This window comes from Pseudomonas sp. EB271-G4-1 (assembly GCF_058791355.1).
In genome coordinates this window covers 13,867-35,736 of sequence record NZ_JBYTEO010000023.1, presented here as the reverse complement: position 1 = coordinate 35,736, position 21,870 = coordinate 13,867, and the positions used below count along the sequence as shown (strand labels likewise).

General features: G+C 60.4%; 19 protein-coding genes. 13 read left to right on the top strand and 6 right to left on the bottom strand.

Going from position 1 to position 21,870, the window contains the following annotated elements; translation table 11 throughout:
• Positions 1-334: 334 nt before the first annotated feature.
• The 13 genes from AC3WWR_RS13470 to nuoN all read left to right on the top strand — a co-directional run bounded on the left by AC3WWR_RS13470 (position 335) and on the right by nuoN (position 15,274).
• Positions 335-748, top strand: coding sequence for an NADH-quinone oxidoreductase subunit A (locus tag AC3WWR_RS13470; protein ID WP_003223812.1), 414 nt, complete (start codon positions 335-337; stop codon positions 746-748).
• A 10-nt stretch (positions 749-758) separates the two neighbouring features.
• On the top strand, positions 759-1,433 hold the full coding sequence (locus tag AC3WWR_RS13465) for a NuoB/complex I 20 kDa subunit family protein (protein ID WP_008061991.1): 675 nt from the start codon (positions 759-761) through the stop codon (positions 1,431-1,433).
• A gap of 73 nt (positions 1,434-1,506) precedes the next feature.
• On the top strand, positions 1,507-3,291 hold the full coding sequence (gene nuoC, locus AC3WWR_RS13460; protein WP_020799542.1) for an NADH-quinone oxidoreductase subunit C/D: 1,785 nt from the start codon (positions 1,507-1,509) through the stop codon (positions 3,289-3,291).
• Positions 3,292-3,293: 2 nt separating this feature from the next.
• On the top strand, positions 3,294-3,791 hold the full coding sequence (gene nuoE, locus AC3WWR_RS13455; RefSeq protein ID WP_008053447.1) for an NADH-quinone oxidoreductase subunit NuoE: 498 nt from the start codon (positions 3,294-3,296) through the stop codon (positions 3,789-3,791).
• On the top strand, positions 3,788-5,143 hold the full coding sequence (gene nuoF, locus AC3WWR_RS13450; protein ID WP_020799543.1) for an NADH-quinone oxidoreductase subunit NuoF: 1,356 nt from the start codon (positions 3,788-3,790) through the stop codon (positions 5,141-5,143). Before nuoE ends, nuoF begins: the two co-directional genes overlap by 4 nt.
• Positions 5,144-5,280: 137 nt before the next feature.
• Positions 5,281-7,995, top strand: a complete 2,715-nt coding sequence (nuoG, locus tag AC3WWR_RS13445) for an NADH-quinone oxidoreductase subunit NuoG (RefSeq protein ID WP_168758537.1) — start codon at positions 5,281-5,283, stop codon at positions 7,993-7,995.
• Positions 7,992-8,999, top strand: a complete 1,008-nt coding sequence (nuoH, locus tag AC3WWR_RS13440; RefSeq protein WP_020799545.1) for an NADH-quinone oxidoreductase subunit NuoH — start codon at positions 7,992-7,994, stop codon at positions 8,997-8,999. Before nuoG ends, nuoH begins: the two co-directional genes overlap by 4 nt.
• 12 nt (positions 9,000-9,011) lie before the next feature.
• Positions 9,012-9,557, top strand: coding sequence for an NADH-quinone oxidoreductase subunit NuoI (gene nuoI, locus AC3WWR_RS13435; RefSeq protein WP_007970449.1), 546 nt, complete (start codon positions 9,012-9,014; stop codon positions 9,555-9,557).
• Positions 9,558-9,566: 9 nt separating this feature from the next.
• Complete coding sequence (nuoJ, locus tag AC3WWR_RS13430; RefSeq protein ID WP_020799546.1) at positions 9,567-10,070, top strand: NADH-quinone oxidoreductase subunit J; 504 nt, start codon at positions 9,567-9,569, stop codon at positions 10,068-10,070.
• A 2-nt stretch (positions 10,071-10,072) separates the two neighbouring features.
• Positions 10,073-10,381, top strand: a complete 309-nt coding sequence (gene nuoK, locus AC3WWR_RS13425) for an NADH-quinone oxidoreductase subunit NuoK (RefSeq protein WP_007946416.1) — start codon at positions 10,073-10,075, stop codon at positions 10,379-10,381.
• Complete coding sequence (nuoL, locus tag AC3WWR_RS13420; RefSeq protein WP_020799547.1) at positions 10,378-12,231, top strand: NADH-quinone oxidoreductase subunit L; 1,854 nt, start codon at positions 10,378-10,380, stop codon at positions 12,229-12,231. The genes nuoK and nuoL overlap by 4 nt, the downstream gene beginning before the upstream one ends.
• Positions 12,232-12,270: 39 nt before the next feature.
• Entirely contained in the window at positions 12,271-13,803 is a 1,533-nt protein-coding gene (gene nuoM, locus AC3WWR_RS13415) for an NADH-quinone oxidoreductase subunit M (RefSeq protein ID WP_020799548.1), read from the top strand.
• Between the two features lie 7 nt (positions 13,804-13,810).
• Positions 13,811-15,274, top strand: coding sequence for an NADH-quinone oxidoreductase subunit NuoN (gene nuoN / locus AC3WWR_RS13410; RefSeq protein WP_020799549.1), 1,464 nt, complete (start codon positions 13,811-13,813; stop codon positions 15,272-15,274).
• 362 nt (positions 15,275-15,636) lie between these two features.
• On the opposite strand, the gene AC3WWR_RS13405 is transcribed toward nuoN, so the two are convergent.
• Genes AC3WWR_RS13405 through AC3WWR_RS13380 form a run of 6 tightly spaced genes read right to left on the bottom strand, consistent with a single transcriptional unit; the run spans position 15,637 to position 21,590 of the window.
• A complete protein-coding gene (locus tag AC3WWR_RS13405) occupies positions 15,637-17,379 on the bottom strand; it encodes an ABC transporter substrate-binding protein (RefSeq protein ID WP_008061970.1) in 1,743 nt (580 codons plus the stop codon).
• A gap of 47 nt (positions 17,380-17,426) precedes the next feature.
• The gene (locus AC3WWR_RS13400) at positions 17,427-17,699 is read right to left on the bottom strand and encodes a DUF2160 domain-containing protein (protein WP_020801178.1); all 273 of its coding nucleotides are present in this window, start codon (positions 17,697-17,699) and stop codon (positions 17,427-17,429) included.
• Between the two features lie 10 nt (positions 17,700-17,709).
• Positions 17,710-18,510 (bottom strand): carbohydrate ABC transporter permease, encoded by an 801-nt coding sequence (locus AC3WWR_RS13395; protein ID WP_008061967.1) that lies wholly within the window; start codon positions 18,508-18,510, stop codon positions 17,710-17,712.
• Between the two features lie 7 nt (positions 18,511-18,517).
• Positions 18,518-19,384, bottom strand: a complete 867-nt coding sequence (locus tag AC3WWR_RS13390; RefSeq protein WP_020801179.1) for a carbohydrate ABC transporter permease — start codon at positions 19,382-19,384, stop codon at positions 18,518-18,520.
• Positions 19,381-20,496 (bottom strand): ABC transporter ATP-binding protein, encoded by a 1,116-nt coding sequence (locus AC3WWR_RS13385; protein WP_020801180.1) that lies wholly within the window; start codon positions 20,494-20,496, stop codon positions 19,381-19,383. The genes AC3WWR_RS13390 and AC3WWR_RS13385 overlap by 4 nt, the downstream gene beginning before the upstream one ends.
• Entirely contained in the window at positions 20,496-21,590 is a 1,095-nt protein-coding gene (locus AC3WWR_RS13380) for an ABC transporter ATP-binding protein (RefSeq protein WP_020801181.1), read from the bottom strand. Before AC3WWR_RS13380 ends, AC3WWR_RS13385 begins: the two co-directional genes overlap by 1 nt.
• Positions 21,591-21,870 lie beyond the last annotated feature (280 nt).

The window sequence follows — 21,870 nt, the reverse complement described above, 5'->3', positions numbered from 1 at the left end:
TTACGTGCATGTAAGGCAACTTCCCAACCATAAACCTGATAAACAGTTTAAAAACCCACTCAAACAATATTGATTATCATTTAGCCAAAACTATGTTCGTTACATTCCCTACAAAACATATTTCCAAAAATGCCGGCTAATGCCCGCAACGCAAGGGCTACGGCGCTTTTGCCGCTCGCTATGTCCTTATTCCTATAAATAATTTCGCTATAGGAATTTTACTTGCTGGGTGTTTAGCCATAAAATCAGCGGGATTGATTGCTGCGACATATCGTCACTGCGTTGTTACCTTTTCAAGCTCAGAGACCTTTGCTCTCTGTTAAGGATTACCAGCATGCCCGAAGCGACAGGACTCATGGCCCACAACTGGGGCTTTGCCATTTTCCTTCTAGGCGTCGTCGGCCTCTGTGCCTTCATGCTGGGCGTCTCCAGCCTCCTTGGGTCAAAAGCCTGGGGCCGCAGCAAAAACGAACCGTTCGAGTCCGGCATGCTACCTACAGGTGGCGCCCGCTTGCGGCTCTCAGCCAAATTCTATCTGGTCGCGATGCTGTTCGTGATCTTCGATATCGAAGCCCTCTTTCTCTTTGCATGGTCTGTGTCCGTCCGCGAAAGCGGCTGGACCGGATTCGTCGAAGCTCTCGTTTTCATAGCAATTCTGTTGGCAGGTCTTGTCTACCTATTCCGAGTGGGCGCCCTTGACTGGGCTCCGGAAGCTCGGCGCAAGCGGCAAGCGAAGCTGAAACAATGAGGCTTTGGCAATGCAATACAATCTCACCAGGATCGACCCCGATGCTCCTAACGAGCAGTATCCGATCGGCCAGCGGGAAACCGTTTCCGATCCGTTAGAAGATCAAGTCCACAAAAACATTTTCATGGGCAAGCTCGAAGACGTGCTTAACGGCACGATCAACTGGGGGCGCAAGAACTCCCTGTGGCCGTATAACTTCGGTCTTTCGTGCTGCTACGTGGAAATGACCACCGCCTTCACGGCGCCCCACGACATCGCGCGCTTCGGCGCCGAGGTTATCCGGGCATCGCCGCGCCAGGCGGATTTCATGGTTATCGCCGGTACCTGCTTCATCAAGATGGCGCCGATCATTCAGCGTCTCTACGAGCAAATGCTCGAACCTAAATGGGTCATCTCCATGGGTTCGTGCGCCAACTCCGGTGGCATGTACGACATCTACTCCGTCGTTCAAGGGGTGGACAAATTCCTGCCCGTGGACGTCTACGTGCCTGGCTGCCCGCCCCGCCCTGAAGCTTTCCTGCAAGGCTTGATGCTGCTGCAGGAGTCGATTGGACAGGAGCGTCGTCCGCTTTCCTGGGTCGTTGGCGATCAAGGCGTATATCGCGCCGAGATGCCTTCCGAAAAGGACAAGCGCCGCGAACAGCGAATCGCAGTCACCAACCTGCGCAGCCCCGACGAAGTCTGATCCAGCTCTGCTTCTTCAATAGAACGAGACACTGGCTTCATTCTTTACGTTGACCGAAAGCGATTAAATAACCATGACTACAGGCAGTGCTCTGTACATCCCGCCTTACAAGGCAGACGACCAGGATGTGGTCGTCGAACTGAACAACCGTTTTGGCCCGGAGGCGTTTACCGCCCAGCCTACCCGCACCGGCATGCCGGTGCTTTGGGTTGCCCGCGCCAAACTCGTCGAAGTCCTGACGTTCCTGCGCAACCTGCCCAAGCCGTACGTCATGCTCTATGACCTGCATGGCGTGGACGAGCGTCTGCGCACCAAGCGTCAAGGGCTGCCGAACGGCGTCGACTTCTCCGTGTTCTACCACCTGATGTCGATCGAACGTAATAGTGACGTCATGATCAAGGTCGCCTTGTCCGAGAGCGACCTCAGCCTGCCAACCGTCACCAGCATCTGGCCAAATGCCAACTGGTACGAGCGTGAAGTCTGGGACATGTACGGCATCGACTTCAAAGGTCACCCGCACCTGTCGCGCATCATGATGCCGCCGACCTGGGAAGGTCACCCGCTGCGCAAGGACTTCCCGGCCCGTGCCACCGAGTTCGACCCGTACAGCCTGACCCTGGCCAAGCAACAGCTCGAGGAAGAAGCCGCGCGCTTCAAGCCTGAAGACTGGGGCATGAAGCGTTCCGGCCCGAACGAGGACTACATGTTCCTCAACCTGGGTCCCAACCACCCTTCGGCGCACGGTGCGTTCCGCATCATCCTGCAGCTGGACGGTGAAGAGATCGTCGACTGCGTCCCGGACATCGGCTACCACCATCGTGGCGCCGAGAAGATGGCCGAGCGTCAGTCCTGGCACAGCTTCATCCCGTACACCGACCGTATCGACTACCTCGGCGGCGTGATGAACAACTTGCCGTACGTGCTCTCGGTCGAGAAGCTGGCCGGCATCAAGGTGCCTGAGAAGGTCGACGTCATCCGCATCATGATGGCCGAGTTCTTCCGGATCACCAGCCACCTGCTGTTCCTGGGTACCTACATCCAGGACGTTGGCGCCATGACCCCGGTGTTCTTCACCTTCACCGACCGCCAGAAGGCGTACACGGTGATCGAAGCCATCACCGGTTTCCGCCTGCACCCGGCCTGGTACCGCATCGGTGGCGTCGCCCACGACCTGCCGCGCGGCTGGGAAAAACTGGTCAAGGATTTCGTCGAGTGGATGCCCAAGCGCCTGGACGAATACCAGAAAGCCGCGCTGGACAACAGCATCCTGCGTGGCCGGACCATCGGCGTCGCCGACTACAACACCAAGCAAGCCCTGGAATGGGGCGTCACCGGTGCCGGCCTGCGTGCCACCGGTTGCGACTTCGACCTGCGTAAGGCGCGCCCGTACTCGGGCTACGAGAACTTCGAGTTCGAAGTGCCGCTGGCGGCCAATGGCGATGCCTACGATCGTTGCATCGTGCGCGTGGAAGAAATGCGCCAGAGCATCAAGATCATCGACCAGTGCCTGCGCAACATGCCGGAAGGCCCGTACAAGGCGGATCACCCGCTGACCACGCCGCCACCGAAAGAGCGCACGCTGCAGCACATCGAGACCTTGATCACGCACTTCCTGCAAGTTTCGTGGGGCCCGGTCATGCCGGCCAACGAATCCTTCCAGATGATCGAAGCGACCAAGGGCATCAACAGTTATTACCTGACGAGCGATGGCGGCACCATGAGCTACCGCACCCGGATTCGTACCCCAAGCTTCCCGCACCTGCAGCAGATCCCTTCGGTGATCAAAGGCAGCATGGTCGCGGACTTGATCGCGTACCTGGGTAGTATCGATTTCGTTATGGCCGACGTGGACCGCTAAGCATGAACAGCACGCTTATCCAGACAGACCGTTTCACCTTGAGTGAAACCGAGCGCTCGGCCATCGAGCACGAGTTGCATCACTACGAAGACCCGCGCGCGGCGTCGATCGAAGCCCTGAAGATCGTCCAGAAGGAACGTGGCTGGGTGCCGGACGGCGCCTTGTACGCCATCGGCGAGATCCTCGGCATCCCGGCCAGCGACGTTGAAGGCGTGGCGACGTTCTACAGCCAGATCTTCCGTCAGCCAGTGGGCCGTCACATCATTCGCGTCTGCGACAGCATGGTCTGCTACATCGGCGGCCACGAGTCGGTGGTCAGCGAAATCCAGAGCAAACTCGGCATCGGCCTGGGTCAAACCACCACCGACGGTCGTTTCACCCTGCTGCCGGTCTGCTGCCTCGGCAACTGCGACAAGGCGCCGGCGTTGATGATCGACGACGACACTTTCGGTGATGTGCAGCCAGCTGGCGTTGCCAAATTGCTCGAGGGCTACGTATGACCCTGACTTCCTTCGGTCCGGCCAACCGCATCAAGCGTTCGGCCGAGACTCACCCGCTCACCTGGCGCCTGCGTGACGACGGCGAAGCCGTATGGCTCGACGAATACCAGGCCAAGAACGGTTACGCCGCGGCGCGCAAGGCCTTCGCCGACATGGCCCAGGACGATATCGTCCAGACCGTGAAAGACTCCGGCCTTAAAGGCCGCGGCGGTGCAGGCTTCCCCACTGGCGTGAAGTGGGGCCTGATGCCAAAAGACGAATCCATCAACATCCGCTACCTGCTGTGCAACGCGGATGAAATGGAGCCCAACACCTGGAAAGACCGCATGCTGATGGAGCAACTGCCCCATCTGCTGATCGAAGGCATGCTGATCAGTGCCCGCGCACTGAAAACCTACCGTGGCTACATCTTCCTGCGCGGCGAGTACACCACCGCCGCCAAGCACCTGAACCGTGCCGTGGAAGAAGCCAAGGCAGCCGGTCTTTTGGGCAAGAACATCCTGGGCAGCGGCTTTGATTTCGAGCTGTTCGTCCACACCGGTGCCGGGCGTTACATCTGCGGTGAAGAAACCGCACTGATCAACTCCCTCGAAGGCCGCCGCGCCAACCCGCGCTCCAAGCCGCCCTTCCCTGCCGCCGTTGGCGTATGGGGCAAGCCGACCTGCGTGAACAACGTCGAGACCCTGTGCAACGTGCCGGCGATCATCGCCGACGGCGTGGACTGGTACAAATCGTTGGCTCGCGAAGGCAGCGAAGACATGGGCACCAAGCTCATGGGCTTCTCCGGCAAGGTCAAGAACCCTGGCCTGTGGGAGCTGCCGTTTGGCGTCACCGCTCGCGAGCTGTTCGAAGACTATGCTGGCGGCATGCGCGACGGTTACAAGCTCAAGGCCTGGCAGCCTGGCGGTGCCGGTACCGGCTTCCTGTTGCCGGAACACCTGGACGCACAAATGTACGCCGGCGGCATCGCCAAGGTGGGCACCCGTATGGGTACCGGCCTGGCCATGGCGGTGGACGACAGCGTCAACATGGTGTCCCTGCTGCGCAACATGGAGCAGTTCTTCGCCCGCGAATCCTGCGGCTTCTGCACCCCTTGCCGCGATGGCCTGCCATGGAGCGTCAAGCTGCTGATGGCCATCGAGAACGGTGAAGGGCAAGCCGGCGACATCGAGACCCTGCTGGGTCTGGTCGGCTTCCTTGGCCCAGGCAAGACCTTCTGTGCTCACGCACCGGGCGCCGTGGAGCCGTTGGGCAGTGCCATCAAATACTTCCGCCACGAGTTCGAAGCCGGCATCGCGCCTACCCGCGCCGCCGTCCCGCCTCTGGCAAGGCCGATCGTAGTCGGCGCGTAAATGCTTAAAAAAGGCGAAGGGTCCGTGCCCTTCGCTTTTCGCGCGATGACGCCTTCACCGGCTGTGTTGATTCGCGCGGATAACAAGATTCCATTAGCCACGCCCGCTGACACCGGGCCAACGAAGAACTTTGAACCATGGCCACTATCCACGTAGACGGCAAAGCGCTCGAAGTCGATGGGGCAGACAACCTGTTACAGGCATGTCTGTCTCTGGGCCTCGATATTCCGTATTTCTGCTGGCACCCTGCCCTCGGCAGCGTTGGCGCTTGCCGCCAGTGCGCGGTCAAGCAGTACACCGACGAGAACGACACCCGTGGTCGTATCGTCATGTCCTGCATGACCCCTGCCACCGATGGCACCTGGATCTCCATCGACGATGAAGAGTCCAAGGCATTTCGCGCCAGCGTTGTTGAATGGCTGATGACCAACCACCCTCACGACTGCCCGGTCTGTGAGGAAGGCGGTCACTGCCACCTGCAAGACATGACGGTAATGACCGGCCACAACGAGCGCCGTTACCGCTTCACCAAGCGTACCCACCAGAACCAGCAACTGGGCCCGTTCATTTCCCACGAGATGAACCGCTGCATCGCTTGCTACCGCTGCGTGCGCTTCTATAAAGACTACGCTGGCGGCACCGACCTCGGCGTATTCGGCGCCCACGACAACGTGTACTTCGGTCGCGTTGAAGACGGCGTGCTGGAAAGCGAGTTCTCCGGCAACCTGACCGAGGTCTGCCCGACCGGTGTGTTCACCGACAAGACTCACTCCGAGCGCTACAACCGTAAGTGGGACATGCAGTTCTCGCCGAGTATCTGCCATGGCTGCTCCAGCGGTTGCAACATCTCCCCGGGCGAGCGCTACGGTGAACTGCGTCGTATCGAAAACCGCTACAACGGTTCGGTGAACCAGTACTTCCTGTGCGACCGTGGCCGTTTCGGCTATGGCTACGTCAACCGCGAAGACCGCCCACGTCAGCCCCTGCTGGCCAATGGCGCCAAGCTGAGCCTCGACGAAGCCCTGGATAAAGCCGCCGACCTGCTGCGCGGTCGCAACATCGTCGGTATCGGTTCGCCCCGCGCCAGCCTCGAAAGCAACTACGCGTTGCGCGAACTGGTCGGTGCCGAGCACTTCTACTCCGGTATCGAAGCTGCCGAGCTGGAACGCATCCGTCTGGTCCTGCAGGTGCTCAAAGACAGCCCGCTGCCTGTGCCGAACATGCGCGACATCGAAGACCACGACGCCGTGTTCGTCCTCGGTGAAGACCTGACCCAGACTGCTGCTCGTATGGCCCTGTCCCTGCGTCAATCGGTCAAGGGCAAGGCCGAAGACATGGCTGACGCCATGCGCGTCCAGCCTTGGCTCGACGCTGCGGTGAAGAACATCGGCCAGCACGCGCTGAACCCGCTGTTCATTGCAAGCCTGGCTGAAACCAAGCTCGACGACATCGCCGAAGAGTGCGTTCACGCCGCTCCCGACGACCTGGCCCGCATCGGTTTCGCCGTGGCTCACGCCCTCGACGCCAGCGCTCCGGCCGTCGAAGGCCTGGACGCCGAAGCCCTCGAGCTGGCCAAGCGCATTGCCGACGCCCTGCTCGCGGCCAAGCGCCCACTGATCATCGCCGGCACTTCCCTGGGCTCCAAAGCCCTGATCGAAGCTGCCGCGAACATCGCCAAGGCCCTGAAGCTGCGCGAGAAGAACGGTTCCATCAGCCTGATCGTGCCTGAGGCCAACAGCCTCGGCCTGGCCATGCTCGGTGGCGAATCGGTCGATGCAGCCCTGCAAGCGGTGATCGACGGTAAAGCCGACGCCATCGTCGTGCTGGAAAACGATCTGTACACCCGCACTGACAAGGCCAAGGTCGACGCAGCCCTGAACGCCACCAAAGTGCTGATCGTGGCCGACCACCAGAAGACCGCTACCAGCGATCGCGCACACCTGGTCCTGCCAGCCGCCAGCTTCGCTGAAGGCGACGGTACCCTGGTTAGCCAGGAAGGTCGCGCCCAGCGCTTCTTCCAGGTGTTCGATCCGAAGTACATGGACGCGAGCATCCTGGTTCACGAAGGCTGGCGCTGGCTGCATGCCCTGCGTGCGACCCTGCTGAACCAGCCGATCGACTGGACCCAACTGGACCACGTCACCGCTGCCGTGGCTGCAAGCACGCCGCAATTGAACCGCATCGTCGATGCCGCTCCGTCCGCCGCGTTCCGCATCAAGGGCATGAAACTGGCCCGTGAACCGTTGCGTTACTCCGGTCGTACCGCCATGCGCGCCGACATCAGCGTGCACGAACCGCGTACCCCGCAGGACAAGGACACCGCGTTCGCCTTCTCGATGGAAGGTTACTCGGGCTCGGCCGAACCGCGCCAGCAAGTGCCATTCGCCTGGTCTCCGGGCTGGAACTCGCCGCAAGCCTGGAACAAGTTCCAGGACGAAGTCGGTGGTCACATCCGCGCTGGCGACCCGGGCACCCGCCTGATCGAAAGCACAGGTGATTCGCTGAACTGGTTCGCCAGTGTTCCGCGCGCGTTCAACCCGGCCCCGGGCACCTGGCAGGTCGTGCCGTTCTTCCACCTGTTCGGCAGCGAAGAGAACTCTTCGAAAGCCGCGCCGGTCCAGGAACGTATTCCGGCCGCCTACGTCGCCTTGGCCAAATCCGAAGCCGACCGCCTGGGTGTCAACGACGGCGCCATGCTGAGCTTGAACGTTTCCGGCCAGACCCTGCGTCTGCCGCTGCGCATCAACGAAGAGCTGGGCGCAGGCCTGGTGGCCTTGCCTGCGGGCATCGCCGGCATTCCGCCAGCGATCTTTGGTAAATCCGTTGACGGTCTGCAGGAGGCAGCTCAATGACCTTGTTCACTCCTGAAGTGATCGACGTGATCATCGCGGTCCTCAAGGCCGTGGTGATCCTGCTCGCCGTGGTGGTTTGCGGCGCCCTGCTCAGCTGGGTGGAGCGTCGCCTGCTCGCCCTCTGGCAGGACCGTTACGGTCCGAACCGCGTCGGCCCGTTCGGCGCGTTCCAGATCGCCGCCGACATGATCAAGATGTTCTTCAAGGAAGACTGGACGCCTCCATTCGCCGACAAGATGATCTTCACCCTGGCACCGGTCGTGGCCATGAGCGCCCTGCTGATTGCCTTCGCGATCATCCCGATCACCCCGACCTGGGGCGTGGCGGATATCAACATCGGCATCCTGTTCTTCTTCGCCATGGCCGGCCTGTCGGTCTACGCGGTGCTGTTCGCCGGCTGGTCGAGCAACAACAAGTTCGCCCTGCTGGGCAGCTTGCGGGCCTCGGCACAGACCGTGTCGTACGAAGTGTTCATGGGCCTGTCGCTGATGGGCATCGTGATCCAGGTCGGCTCGTTCAACATGCGCGACATCGTTGAATACCAAGCGCAGAACATGTGGTTCATCATTCCGCAGATCTTCGGCTTCCTGACCTTCTTCATCGCTGGCGTCGCCGTGACTCACCGTCACCCGTTCGACCAGCCGGAAGCGGAGCAGGAACTGGCCGACGGTTACCACATTGAATACGCCGGCATGAAATGGGGCATGTTCTTCGTCGGAGAGTACATCGGCATCGTGCTGATTTCGGCACTGCTGGTGACCTTGTTCTTCGGTGGCTGGCACGGTCCGTTCGGCATCCTGCCGCAGATCCCGTTCATCTGGTTCGCACTGAAAACCGCGTTCTTCATCATGATGTTCATCCTGCTGCGCGCCTCGATTCCGCGCCCACGGTATGACCAGGTGATGGATTTCAGCTGGAAGTTCTGCCTGCCGCTGACCCTCGTCAACATGCTGGTGACCGCTGCGATCGTGTTGCTCAACACGCCCGCCGTCGCGGCTCAGTGAGGATAGAGAATCATGAAGTACATATTTGACATCGTGCATGGCTTCTACACCCAGCTTCGCAGCCTGGTGATGATTTTCGGCCACGCCTTCCGCAAGCGCGACACGCTGCAGTACCCGGAAGAACCGGTCTACCTGCCGCCGCGCTACCGTGGCCGTATCGTCCTGACCCGCGACCCCGACGGCGAAGAGCGTTGTGTAGCCTGCAACCTGTGCGCCGTGGCGTGCCCGGTCGGTTGCATCTCGCTGCAGAAAGCTGAAACCGAAGACGGTCGCTGGTATCCGGACTTCTTCCGCATCAACTTCTCGCGCTGCATCTTTTGCGGCCTCTGCGAGGAAGCCTGCCCGACCACCGCGATCCAGCTCACGCCGGATTTCGAAATGGCCGAGTTCAAACGTCAGGACCTGGTTTACGAGAAAGAAGATCTGCTGATCTCCGGCCCCGGCAAAAACCCTGATTACAACTTCTATCGTGTTGCAGGTATGGCGATTGCCGGTAAGCCGAAGGGCTCCGCGCAGAATGAAGCCGAACCGATCAACGTGAAGAGCTTGCTGCCTTAAGGAAGAAAGATGGAATTCGCTTTCTATTTCGCATCGGGTATCGCTGTGGTGTCCACGCTTCGCGTGATCACCAACACCAACCCTGTGCACGCCCTGCTCTACCTGATCATTTCGCTGATTGCCGTGGCGATGACGTTTTTCGCCCTCGGCGCGCCGTTTGCCGGTGTCCTGGAAGTGATCGCCTACGCTGGCGCCATCATGGTGCTGTTCGTGTTCGTGGTGATGATGCTGAACCTTGGCCCGGCCTCGGTTCAGCAAGAGCGCGTCTGGCTCAAGCCCGGTATTTGGGCCGGCCCGGTCGCCCTGGCTGCGCTGCTGCTGGTGGAACTGCTGTATGTGCTGTTCTCCCACCAGACCGGTGAGGCCGTTGGCCACACCACCGTAGACGCCAAGGCCGTGGGCATCAGCCTGTTCGGTCCGTACCTGCTGGTGGTCGAACTCGCCTCGATGCTGCTGCTCGCCGCAGCCGTGACGGCGTTCCACTTGGGCCGCAACGAAGCCAAGGAGCAATGACGATGCCTGCTATCCCTATGGAGCATGGTCTGGCGGTCGCCGGCATCCTGTTCTGCCTCGGTCTGGTCGGCCTGATGGTCCGCCGCAACATTCTTTTCGTGCTGATGAGCCTGGAGGTCATGATGAATGCCTCCGCCTTGGCGTTCATCGTTGCCGGTAGCCGTTGGGCGCAGCCGGATGGACAGATCATGTTCATCCTGGTGATCAGCCTGGCAGCCGCCGAGGCCAGTATCGGCCTGGCGATTCTGTTGCAGCTGTACCGCCGCTTCCACACTCTCGATATCGACGCTGCCAGCGAGATGCGCGGATGAATCTTCTCTATCTGACTTTCGTATTCCCTCTCATTGGTTTCCTGCTGCTGTCGTTCTCCCGTGGACGCCTCTCGGAAAACCTCTCGGCGCTGATCGGCGTCGGTTCCGTCGGCTTGTCGGCCATCGTCACGGCTTACGTGATCTGGCAATTCAACGTCGCCCCACCGGAAGACGGCCACTACACCCAGGTGTTGTGGCAGTGGATGGCGGTGGAAGGCTTCACGCCGAACTTCGCGCTGTACCTCGATGGTCTGTCCCTGACCATGCTCGGTGTGGTGGTTGGCGTGGGTTTCCTGATCCACCTGTTCGCGTCCTGGTACATGCGCGGTGAAGCCGGTTACTCGCGCTTCTTCGCCTACACCAACCTGTTTATCGCCAGCATGCTGTTCCTGGTGTTGGGCGATAACCTGTTGTTCCTGTACTTCGGCTGGGAAGGCGTGGGCCTGTGCTCGTACCTGTTGATCGGTTTCTACTACAGCAACCGCAACAACGGTAACGCCGCGCTCAAGGCCTTCATCGTGACCCGTATCGGCGACGTGTTCATGGCTATCGGCCTGTTCATCCTGTTCGCCCAACTGGGTACGCTGAACGTCCAGGAACTGCTGGTGCTGGCACCGCAGAAATTCCAGGCCGGTGACTTCTGGATGGTCATGGCCACCCTGATGCTGCTGGGCGGCGCTGTCGGTAAATCCGCGCAACTGCCGCTGCAAACCTGGCTGGCGGACGCGATGGCCGGTCCTACCCCGGTTTCGGCACTGATCCACGCCGCAACCATGGTAACCGCGGGCGTCTACCTGATCGCCCGTACCCACGGCCTGTTCACCCTGGCGCCGGAAATCCTGCACCTGGTCGGCATCGTCGGCGGTGTGACCCTGGTGCTGGCAGGTTTTGCCGCCCTGGTTCAAACCGACATCAAGCGTATCCTCGCCTACTCGACCATGAGCCAGATCGGCTACATGTTCCTGGCCCTGGGCGTTGGCGCCTGGGACGGCGCGATCTTCCACCTGATGACCCACGCCTTCTTCAAGGCGCTGTTGTTCCTTGCCTCCGGTGCGGTGATCGTTGCCTGCCACCACGAGCAGGACATCTTCAAGATGGGCGGCCTGTGGAAGAAACTGCCTCTGGCCTACGCCAGCTTCATCGTTGGCGGTGCGGCCCTGGCGGCCCTGCCACTGGTGACCGCAGGTTTCTACTCCAAGGACGAAATCCTCTGGGAAGCGTTCGCCAGCGGCAACCAGGGTCTGCTCTACGCAGGTCTGGTCGGTGCGTTCATGACCTCGCTGTACACCTTCCGCCTGATCTTCATCGCGTTCCACGGTGAAGCGAAGACCGAAGCCCACGCCGGTCACGGCATCGCTCACTGGCTGCCGCTGTCGGTGCTGATCGTATTGTCCACCGCCATTGGCGCGATGATCGTTCCACCCCTGCACGGCGTACTGCCGCAAAGCGTCGGCCATGCCGGCGGCGAAGCCAAGCACAGCCTGGAAATCGCCTCGGGCGCCATCGCCCTGTCCGGTATCCTGCTGGCTGCGCTGCTGTTCCTCGGCAAGCGTCGCTTCGTCACCGCGATCGCCAACAGCGGCATCGGCCGTTTCCTCTCGGCCTGGTGGTTCGCTGCCTGGGGCTTCGACTGGATCTACGACAAACTGTTCGTCAAGCCATACCTGGCGATCAGCCACATCCTGCGCAAAGACCCACTGGACCAGACCATCGGCCTGATCCCGCGCATGGCCAAAGGCGGTCACACCGCCCTGAGCCGTACCGAGACGGGTCAACTGCGTTGGTATGCCGCCTCGATGGCTGCTGGTGCCGTGCTGGTAATCGGCGCCGTCGTGCTGGTAGCGGTCTGATATGAACCTTGCGAACTTGCGAAAGGAATTGAGCCCGTCATGATTCTGCCTTGGCTAATCCTGATCCCCTTCATCGGCGGCCTGCTGTGCTGGCTGGGTGAGCGCTTCGGCGCCACCCTCCCCCGCTGGATTGCGCTGATCACCATGTCCCTGTTGCTCGCCCTCGGCCTCTGGCTGTGGGCTAACGGCGACTATTCGTTTGCCCCGGCGCCTGGCGCCGATCCGACCTGGGCGCTTGAGTTCAAGCACGTCTGGATCCAGCGCTTCGGCATCAACGTGCACCTGGCCCTCGACGGCCTGTCGCTGTTGATGATCATGCTGACCGGCCTGCTGGGTGTCCTCTCGGTACTCTGCTCGTGGAAAGAGATCCAGCGTCACGTGGGCTTCTTCCACTTGAACCTGATGTGGATCCTGGGCGGTGTCGTCGGCGTGTTCCTGGCCCTCGACCTGTTCATGTTCTTCTTCTTCTGGGAAATGATGCTGGTGCCGATGTACTTCCTCATCGCGCTCTGGGGTCACAGTTCTTCGGACGGCAAGAAAACCCGGATCTACGCGGCGACCAAGTTCTTCATCTTCACTCAGGCTTCCGGCCTGATCATGCTGGTGGCGATCCTGGGCCTGGTACTGGTCAACTTCAACGACACCGGCGTGATTACGTTCAACTACGCCGACCTGTTGAAAACCAAGATGTCGACGACCACCGAGTACATCCTGATGCTCGGCTTCTTCATCGCCTTCGCGGTGAAGCTGCCAGTCGTACCGTTCCACTCCTGGTTGCCTGACGCTCACGCCCAGGCGCCGACCGCAGGTTCCGTGGACCTGGCCGGTATCTTGCTGAAGACTGCTGCCTACGGCTTGCTGCGTTTCGCCCTGCCGCTGTTCCCGAATGCCTCGGCCGAGTTCGCGCCGTTCGCCATGACCCTGGGTCTGATCGGGATCTTCTACGGCGCGTTCCTGGCGTTCGCGCAAACCGACATCAAGCGTCTGATTGCCTTCTCGTCCGTTTCCCACATGGGCTTCGTACTGATCGGCATCTATTCCGGCAGCCAACTGGCGCTGCAGGGCGCGGTGATGCAGATGCTCGCGCACGGCCTGTCGGCGGCGGCACTCTTTATCCTCAGTGGCCAGCTGTACGAGCGTACCCACACTCGCGACATGCGCGAAATGGGCGGCCTGTGGTCGAAGATCGCCTACCTGCCAGCCCTCAGCCTGTTCTTTGCAGCGGCGTCCCTGGGCCTGCCGGGTACCGGTAACTTCGTCGGTGAGTTCCTGATCCTGATCGGCACCTTCCCGATCGCGCCATGGGTCACCATCATCGCGACGTCCGGCCTGGTGTTCGGTTCGGTCTACTCGCTGATCATGATCCACCGTGCGTACTTCGGTCCGGCCAAGTCGGATGCGGTCCTGCATGGCATGGACGGTCGCGAAATGATCATGGTGGTCGGCCTGGCTGCGCTGCTGATCTACATCGGCGTCTACCCGCAACCGTTCCTCGATACCTCTGCCGCGACGATGCATGGCGTGCAGCAGTGGCTCGGCACCGCCTTCACTCAACTCGCTTCGGCCCGGTAAGAGCGCTATGGAATTCACGACTCAACACTTTATCGCGCTAGCGCCGTTGTTGATCACCAGCGCCACGATCATCGTGGTGATGCTGGCGATTGCCTGGCGCCGCAACCACTCCCAGACCTTCCTGCTGTCGGTGGCGGGTCTGAACCTGGCTTTGCTGTCGATCCTGCCAGCCCTGAAAGTCGCGCCCCTGGCCGTGACGCCATTGCTGCAGATCGACACCTTTGCCTGCCTGTACATGGCGCTGATCCTGGTCGCCACCCTCGCTTGCGTGACCCTCGCCCATGCCTACCTCGGCGATGGCGGTTCGGGTTACCCGGGCAACCGTGAAGAACTGTACCTGCTGATCCTGATGGCCGCCGCCGGTGGCCTGGTGCTGGTCAGCGCGCAGCACCTGGCTGGCTTGTTCATTGGCCTGGAACTGCTCTCGGTACCGGTCTACGGCCTGGTCGCCTATGCCTTCTTCAACAAGCGTTCGCTGGAAGCCGGCATCAAGTACATGGTGCTGTCGGCTGCCGGTTCCGCGTTCCTGTTGTTCGGCATGGCGTTGCTGTATGCCGACTCCGGCTCCCTGAGCTTCGTCGGTATCGGCCAGGCTCTGGCCGCCACCGGCCTGCCAAGCTCGCTGGCACAACTGGGCCTGGGCATGATGCTGATCGGCCTGGCGTTCAAACTGTCGCTGGTACCGTTCCACCTCTGGACCCCGGACGTCTACGAAGGTGCTCCGGCGCCGGTTGCAGCGTTCCTGGCCACGGCCTCCAAAGTCGCGGTGTTCGCGGTGATGGTGCGTCTGTTCCAGATCTCGCCAGCGGCGAGCAGCGGTGTACTGAGCGACGTGCTGACCATCATCGCCATCGCGTCGATCCTGTTCGGTAACCTGCTGGCGCTGACCCAGAGCAACCTCAAGCGTCTGCTGGGTTACTCGTCCATTGCTCACTTCGGTTACCTGCTGATCGCCCTGGTGGCGAGCAAGGGTCTGGCCGTGGAAGCCATCGGCGTGTACCTGGTCACCTACGTGATCACCAGCCTTGGCGCCTTCGGCGTGATCACCCTGATGTCCTCGCCGTACAACGGCCGTGACGCCGATGCCCTGTACGAATACCGCGGCCTGTTCTGGCGCCGTCCGTACCTGACTGCCGTACTGACCGTGATGATGCTGTCCCTGGCTGGTATCCCGCTGACCGCGGGCTTCATCGGCAAGTTCTACATCATCGCCACCGGTGTCCAGTCGCAACAATGGTGGCTGGTCGGCTCCCTGGTACTGGGCAGCGCCATCGGCGTGTTCTACTACCTGCGTGTCATGGTCACCCTGTACCTGATCGAACCAAACCTGCGTCGCCACGATGCGCAACTGCACTGGGAACAACGTGCAGGCGGCGTGATGCTGCTGGCCATCGCGGTACTGGCGTTCTTCCTCGGCCTGTATCCACAGCCGCTGTTGAACCTGGTACAGCAATCGGGTCTGGCGGGTTGATCGCTTAAGCGACACTCGGTAGTAAACAGAAACGGCACCTTCGGGTGCCGTTTTTGTTATTGAGTCGACATCAAAAGATCGCAGCCTTCGGCAGCTCCTACATTGGAACGAGGTACACCCTGTAGGAGCTGCCGAAGGCTGCGATCTTCTAACCTTCATACATTTGACCGTCCATTAGATATCGATTGCCAGAGACGGCCTCTTCGCGGGCAAGCCCGCTCCCACAGTTGATCTGCAGTGAACACATAACTTGAGTCCGACGCCGATCTAATGTGGGAGCGGGCTTGCTCGCGAAGAGGCCTTATCAGACACAAATGAAAACGGCACCTTCCGGTGCCGTTCGCATTTCACCTTCCAAACTTTTACTTACGCGCCGCCTCCCACGACTTCAGCAACTCTGCATAGCTCACAGTTTCACCCTGCGGCTTCTCATTCGCCAGTTTCGGTTTCGGGGCGCCCGGCTGGTCGAACCAGTACTGCGCGTCGCGCTCGGGGTTCATTTTCGGGGCGCAGGTGGCTTGTGCCTTCGAGCGTTCCAGCCGGGACATGATCGCGTCCTGATCCTTGGCCAGGCCGTCGAGTGCCTGTTGCGGGGTTTTTTCGCCGCTGGCGGCTTCGGCGATGTGGCTCCACCACAGTTGCGCCAGGCGTGGATAGTCCGGCACGTTGGTCCCGGTCGGGGTCCATTGCACGCGGGCCGGGCTGCGGTAGAACTCCACCAGGCCGCCGAGTTTCGGTGCCAGGTCGGTCATGGCCTGCGAGTTGATGTCCGATTCGCGGATCGGGGTCAGGCCGACGATGGTTTTCTTCAGCGACACGGTTTTAGAGGTCACGAACTGCGCATACAGCCAGGCTGCCAGTTTCTGCTTCTCAGGCGTGGACTTCATGAACGTCCAGGAACCCACGTCCTGATACCCCAGCTTCATGCCCTCCTCCCAATACGGTCCGCGTGGCGACGGTGCCATGCGCCATTTCGGCGTGCCATCGGCGTTCATCACTGCCAGGCCCGGCTTGGTCATATCGGCGGTGAAGGCGGTGTACCAGAAGATCTGCTGGGCGATGTTGCCCTGGGACGGCACCGGCCCGGACTCGGAGAAGGTCATGCCCGCCGCTTCCGGTGGTGCGTATTTCTTCATCCAGTCCACGTATTTGGTGGTGGCGAACACTGCCGCCGGGCCGTTGGTGTCGCCGCCACGGGTCACGCTGGAGCCGACCGGATGGCAATCCTCGACCCGGATACCCCATTCATCCACCGGTAAGCCGTTGGGAATGCCCTTGTCGCCACCACCGGCCATGGAGAACCAGGCGTCAGTGAAACGCCAGCCCAGGGACGGGTCTTTCTTGCCGTAGTCCATGTGCCCGTAGACACGCTTGCCGTCGATTTCCTTGACGTCTTCGCTGAAGAACTTGGCGATGTCTTCATAGGCCGACCAGTTCACCGGTACACCCAGCTCGTAGCCGTACTTTTCCTTGAACTTGGCCTTGAGGTCCGCACGTTCGAACCAATCGGCGCGGAACCAGTACAGGTTGGCGAACTGCTGGTCAGGCAATTGATAGATCTTGCCGTCCGGCGCGGTGGTGAAGGAGATGCCGATGAAGTCCTTGATGTCCAGGGTCGGCGAAGTGAAGTTCTTGCCCTCGTTGGCCATCAGGTCGGTGATCGATTCGGTCTTGCCGTATCGAAAGTGCGTACCGATCAGGTCCGAGTCGTTGACCCAGCCGTCATAGATGTTCTTGTCCGACTGCATCTGCGTCTGCAGCTTTTCCACCACATCGCCTTCCTGCAACAGGTCGTGGGTCAGCTTGATCCCGGTGATCTCGGTGAAGGCCTTGGCCAGCACCTTGGACTCGTATTCGTGGGTGGCGATGGTTTCCGAAACCACCTTGATACTCATCCCACGAAACGGCTCCGCCGCCTTGATGAACCACTTCAGCTCTTCGAGTTGCTGATCGGCCGTCAGGGTCGACGGCTTGAATTCACTGCCGATCCATTTCTTCGCGGCGTCTTCATAGGCATCGGCCCAGGCAGACGCGCTCAAACCGCTGAGTGCCAGCATGGCTGCCAATGAAATGCTATGTCGCAGCTTATTGTTTTTGTCGAACATAGAGACCTCCTTATTGAGTTTCGGAGCAACATTGCCGAGCGATTCGACTAGCCCCAACGCATCACCACCAACAGCCACACCAGGGACAACGCGAAGGCGACCCAGATGCTCCAGTCGGTCACGCCGATTACCAGCAAATGCAGGTAGGCGCTGCCGAGAAGACCGATGAACAACCGATCGCCACGGGTGGTGGCAATCGGCAAAAAACCTCGTCGCAATATGCTCGGCGAACGCAATTCCCAGGTCGTCATGCCTACGAGGATCAAGGCAATGACGCTGAAGAACGCCGCCGTGGGGACGGTCCAACTCATCCATTCCATCATCAGTTCCTCATACCCGGCCCAGGGCAAAGCCCTTGGCCACGTGGTTGCGAACAAACCAGATCACCAGCATGCCCGGCAGAATGGTCAACACCCCCGCCGCTGCCAGCACGCCCCAGTCGATGCCGGACGCCGAGACCGTGCGAGTCATCACCGCCGCGATGGGCTTGGCATTTACCGAGGTCAGGGTTCGCGCCAGCAGCAGTTCGACCCAGGAAAACATGAAGCAGAAAAACGCCGTGACGCCGATTCCGGAGCCGATCAGCGGGATGAAAATCTTCACGAAGAACTTGGGAAAACTGTAGCCATCGATGTAGGCGGTTTCGTCGATTTCCTTGGGAACGCCCGACATGAAGCCTTCGAGAATCCACACCGCGAGTGGCACGTTGAACAGACAGTGCGCCAGGGCCACGGCGATGTGGGTGTCGAACAGGCCGATCGATGAATACAGCTGGAAGAACGGCAACAGGAACACCGCCGGCGGTGCCATGCGATTGGTCAGAAGCCAGAAGAACAGGTGCTTGTCGCCCAGGAAACGGTAGCGCGAGAACGCATAGGCCGCCGGCAATGCCACAGTCAGGGAGATGATCGTGTTCAGGCTCACGTAGTACGCCGAGTTGATGTAACCGGTGTACCAGCTTGGATCGGTGAAGATCACCTTGTAGTTGGCCAGGGTGAAATCCTGTGGGAAAAGCGTCAGGCCGCCGAGAATTTCGCTGTTGCTCTTGAAGGACATGTTCAGCAGCCAGTAGATCGGCACCAGCAGGAACAGGATGTAGATCAGCAGTGGAACAAGCTTTCTCATGCTCATGATGGCCTCAGCGGTTGGCGTCAGAGTGAGTCATGGCGGTATAGAACAGCCAGGACACCAACAGGATGATCAGGAAGTACACCAGCGAGAACGCTGCGGCCGGCCCCAGGTCGAACTGTCCGATCGCCATCTGCGTCAGGGTCTGGCTGAGGAAGGTCGTGGCATTGCCTGGCCCGCCACCGGTCAGTACGAACGGCTCGGTGTAGATCATGAAACTGTCCATGAAGCGCAGCATCACGGCGATCAACAGCACACTCTTGAGCTTGGGCAACTGAATATGGCGGAACACGGCCCAGGCCGAGGCACGGTCGATCCGCGCCGCCTGGTAGTACACGTCCGGAATTGCCCGCAGCCCGGAGAAACACAACAGCGCCACCAATGAGGTCCAGTGCCAGACGTCCATCACCAGCACGGTGACCCAGGCGTCCATGGTGTTCGCCGCATAGTTGTAGTTGATACCCATGGCCTTGAGGCTCGCCCCCAGCAGGCCGATGTCGGCCCGACCGAAGATCTGCCAGATGGTGCCGACCACGTTCCACGGGATCAGCAAGGGAATCGCCAGGATGATCAGCACCACCGACGACCAGCGCCCCTTGGTCGGCATGGTCAGGGCAATCGCGATACCCAGCGGGATTTCGATCAGCAGCACGCACGCCGAGTAGATGAACTGGCGCAGCAGCGAGTCGTGCAGACGCGGGTCGAGCAGTACCTGCTTGTACCAGTCGGCACCGACGAAGTAGCGGCTGGATTGGTCGAAGATGTCCTGCACCGAGTAGTTGACCACGGTCATCATCGGGATCACCGCACTGAACGCCACCAGCAGGAACACCGGCAGCACCAGCCACCAGGCCTTGTTGTTCTGCACTTTGTTCATGGTTGCACCTCACCTACTGATTGCGGCTCCAGCAGGAAATCATCGGCATAGACCATCAGCCACTGCGCCGGAAAACTGATATACGCCGTGCCTTCGGGCACCGGTTTGTCTTCGGCCAGGCGCACTTTCAGCGGCACGCCATCGAGGTTCAAGGTCATGATCTTGTAGGTGCCGAGGTCTTCGACGTGTACGACTTGTGCACGCAGCGCGTCATCAAAAGGTTCGTCCCAGACATGAATGAACTCCGGGCGAATTCCAACCTTCAGGGTGTGCCATTCGGATTCGGCGATGCATTTCTGCATGGCCTCGGACAACGGAAGATGCGTCGAAGCGAAACCGACGCCCCCCGGTTGCGCCTCGACCTCGATCAAGTTCATCCCCGGGCTACCGATGAAATAGCCGACAAAGGTGTGGCTCGGCCGCTCGAACAATTCTCGCGGCGTGCCGAACTGCACGATCTGCCCGCCGTACATCACCGCGATCTTGTCGGCGAAGGTCGAGGCCTCCAACTGATCGTGGGTGACGTAGACCATGGTGATGTTGAACTGCTCGTGGATCTGCTTGAGCTTGCGCCGCAGCTTCCACTTCAGGTGCGGGTCGATCACCGTCAGCGGCTCGTCGAAGAGGATGGCCGAGACGTCATCGCGCACCAGCCCACGGCCCATGGAGACTTTCTGTTTTTCGTCAGCGGTGAGGTTGCTGGCTTTCTTGCTCAGCAGGCTTTGCAGGTCGAGAACCTCGGCGATTTCCCGCACCTTGGTGTGAATTTTCGCCTCGGCCATGCCCTGGTTGCGCAGCGGAAACGCCAGGTTGTCGAACACCGTCATGGTGTCGTACACCACCGGAAACTGGAACACCTGGGCAATGTTGCGCTTTTCCGGGGTCAGGTTGTTGACGGCTTTGCCATCGAACAACACATGCCCCTGGGACGGGCTGAGCAAGCCGGAAATGATGTTGAGCAAAGTCGACTTGCCGCAGCCCGACGGGCCGAGCAAGGCATAGGCGCCGCCCTGTTCCCAGACGTGGTCCATCTGGCGAATCGCGTAGTCCTCTGGGCCGCTCGGGGTACTGGTATAGCTGTGAGCGAGGTTCTGCAAACGGATTTCGGCCATCAGGCAACCCTCGCGACGCGCCGGCCGGGCGCCTGGACCAGCCGCCCCTGCGCATCGAACACAAACAGTTTATGGGTCGGTATGTAGATGCGGATCGGCGCATCGACGTCGTATTCGTGAACGCCAGGCAAGTGCAGCACCAGCAGGAAATGCTCGTTGCGCACGTGCAGGAAGGTTTCCGAGCCGCTGATTTCCGCCACTTCAACGGTCACCGCGAGTTCCAGGTCATCGTCGTTACTCGGCACCAGCGAGATATGACTGGGGCGCACGCCGAAGCGGAACTCGCCCTCGCCCACCGGGCGCAAGTCGACGTTCAACGGGAAGTGCACGAAATTGGCGAAGCTCACTTCGTTGCCGGCAATGCGACCCGGCATCAGGTTGATCGGCGGCTCGGAGAACAACTCGGCCGCCAGCACGGTCTGCGGTTGGTGGTAAACCTCGGACGACCGGCCGCTCTGAATCACCCGGCCCTCATGGAGAATGGTGGTGGTGCCGCCCAGGGCCAGGGCTTCGTTGGGCTCGGTGGTGGCATAGATGGCGATGGTATGGCGCGCCTTGAACAGCTCGCGCATTTCCTGGCGTAGCTCTTCGCGCAATTTGTAGTCGAGGTTGACCAGTGGCTCGTCGAACAGGATCAGTTCGGCATCCTTGACCAGCGCCCGTGCCATCGCGGTGCGCTGCTGCTGGCCACCGGACAGTTCCAGCGGAAAACGCTGCAGGAACTTCTCGATGCGCAGCATCTTCGCGGTTTCCAGCACCTTGCTCTGGATCAGCTCATTGGACACACCGGCCTGGCGCAACGGCGAGGCGATGTTCTCGAAGACGGTCATGGTCGGGTAATTGATGAACTGCTGATACACCATCGACACGTTGCGCAGGCGCACCGGGCGTTGGGTGACATCGACGCCGTTCATCAGGATGCGACCGGTGTCAGGCTTGTCCAGCCCGGCCATCAGGCGCATGAGACTGGTCTTGCCGGACAGCGTGCGCCCGAGCAAGACATTGAAGGATCCGGGTTCGAAACGCAGGCACGCATCGTCGATCCAGGTCTGGCCCTCGACGGTGCGGCTGACATGCTCCAGGGTTAATGACATGGCTCGGCCTTTTTATTTTTGGAGTCAAGCGACCTGAGCGGTATAGCGACATCTGTGCCAAAAAATACAAGTGGTTGATTTGGCTCTGAATCCTTAAAAGTGACTACCTGGTCACGTTCATTGCTGAACACAAATGAACAATCGGGACTGAACAACTGAACAGTTCAACGATTGACAATGAACATTAGTGAACAACAATCTACACACTGTTCACGCCCCCTGTAGGAGCTGCCGCAGGCTGCGATCTTTTGATTTTGCTGTTCAAAATCAAGATCAACAG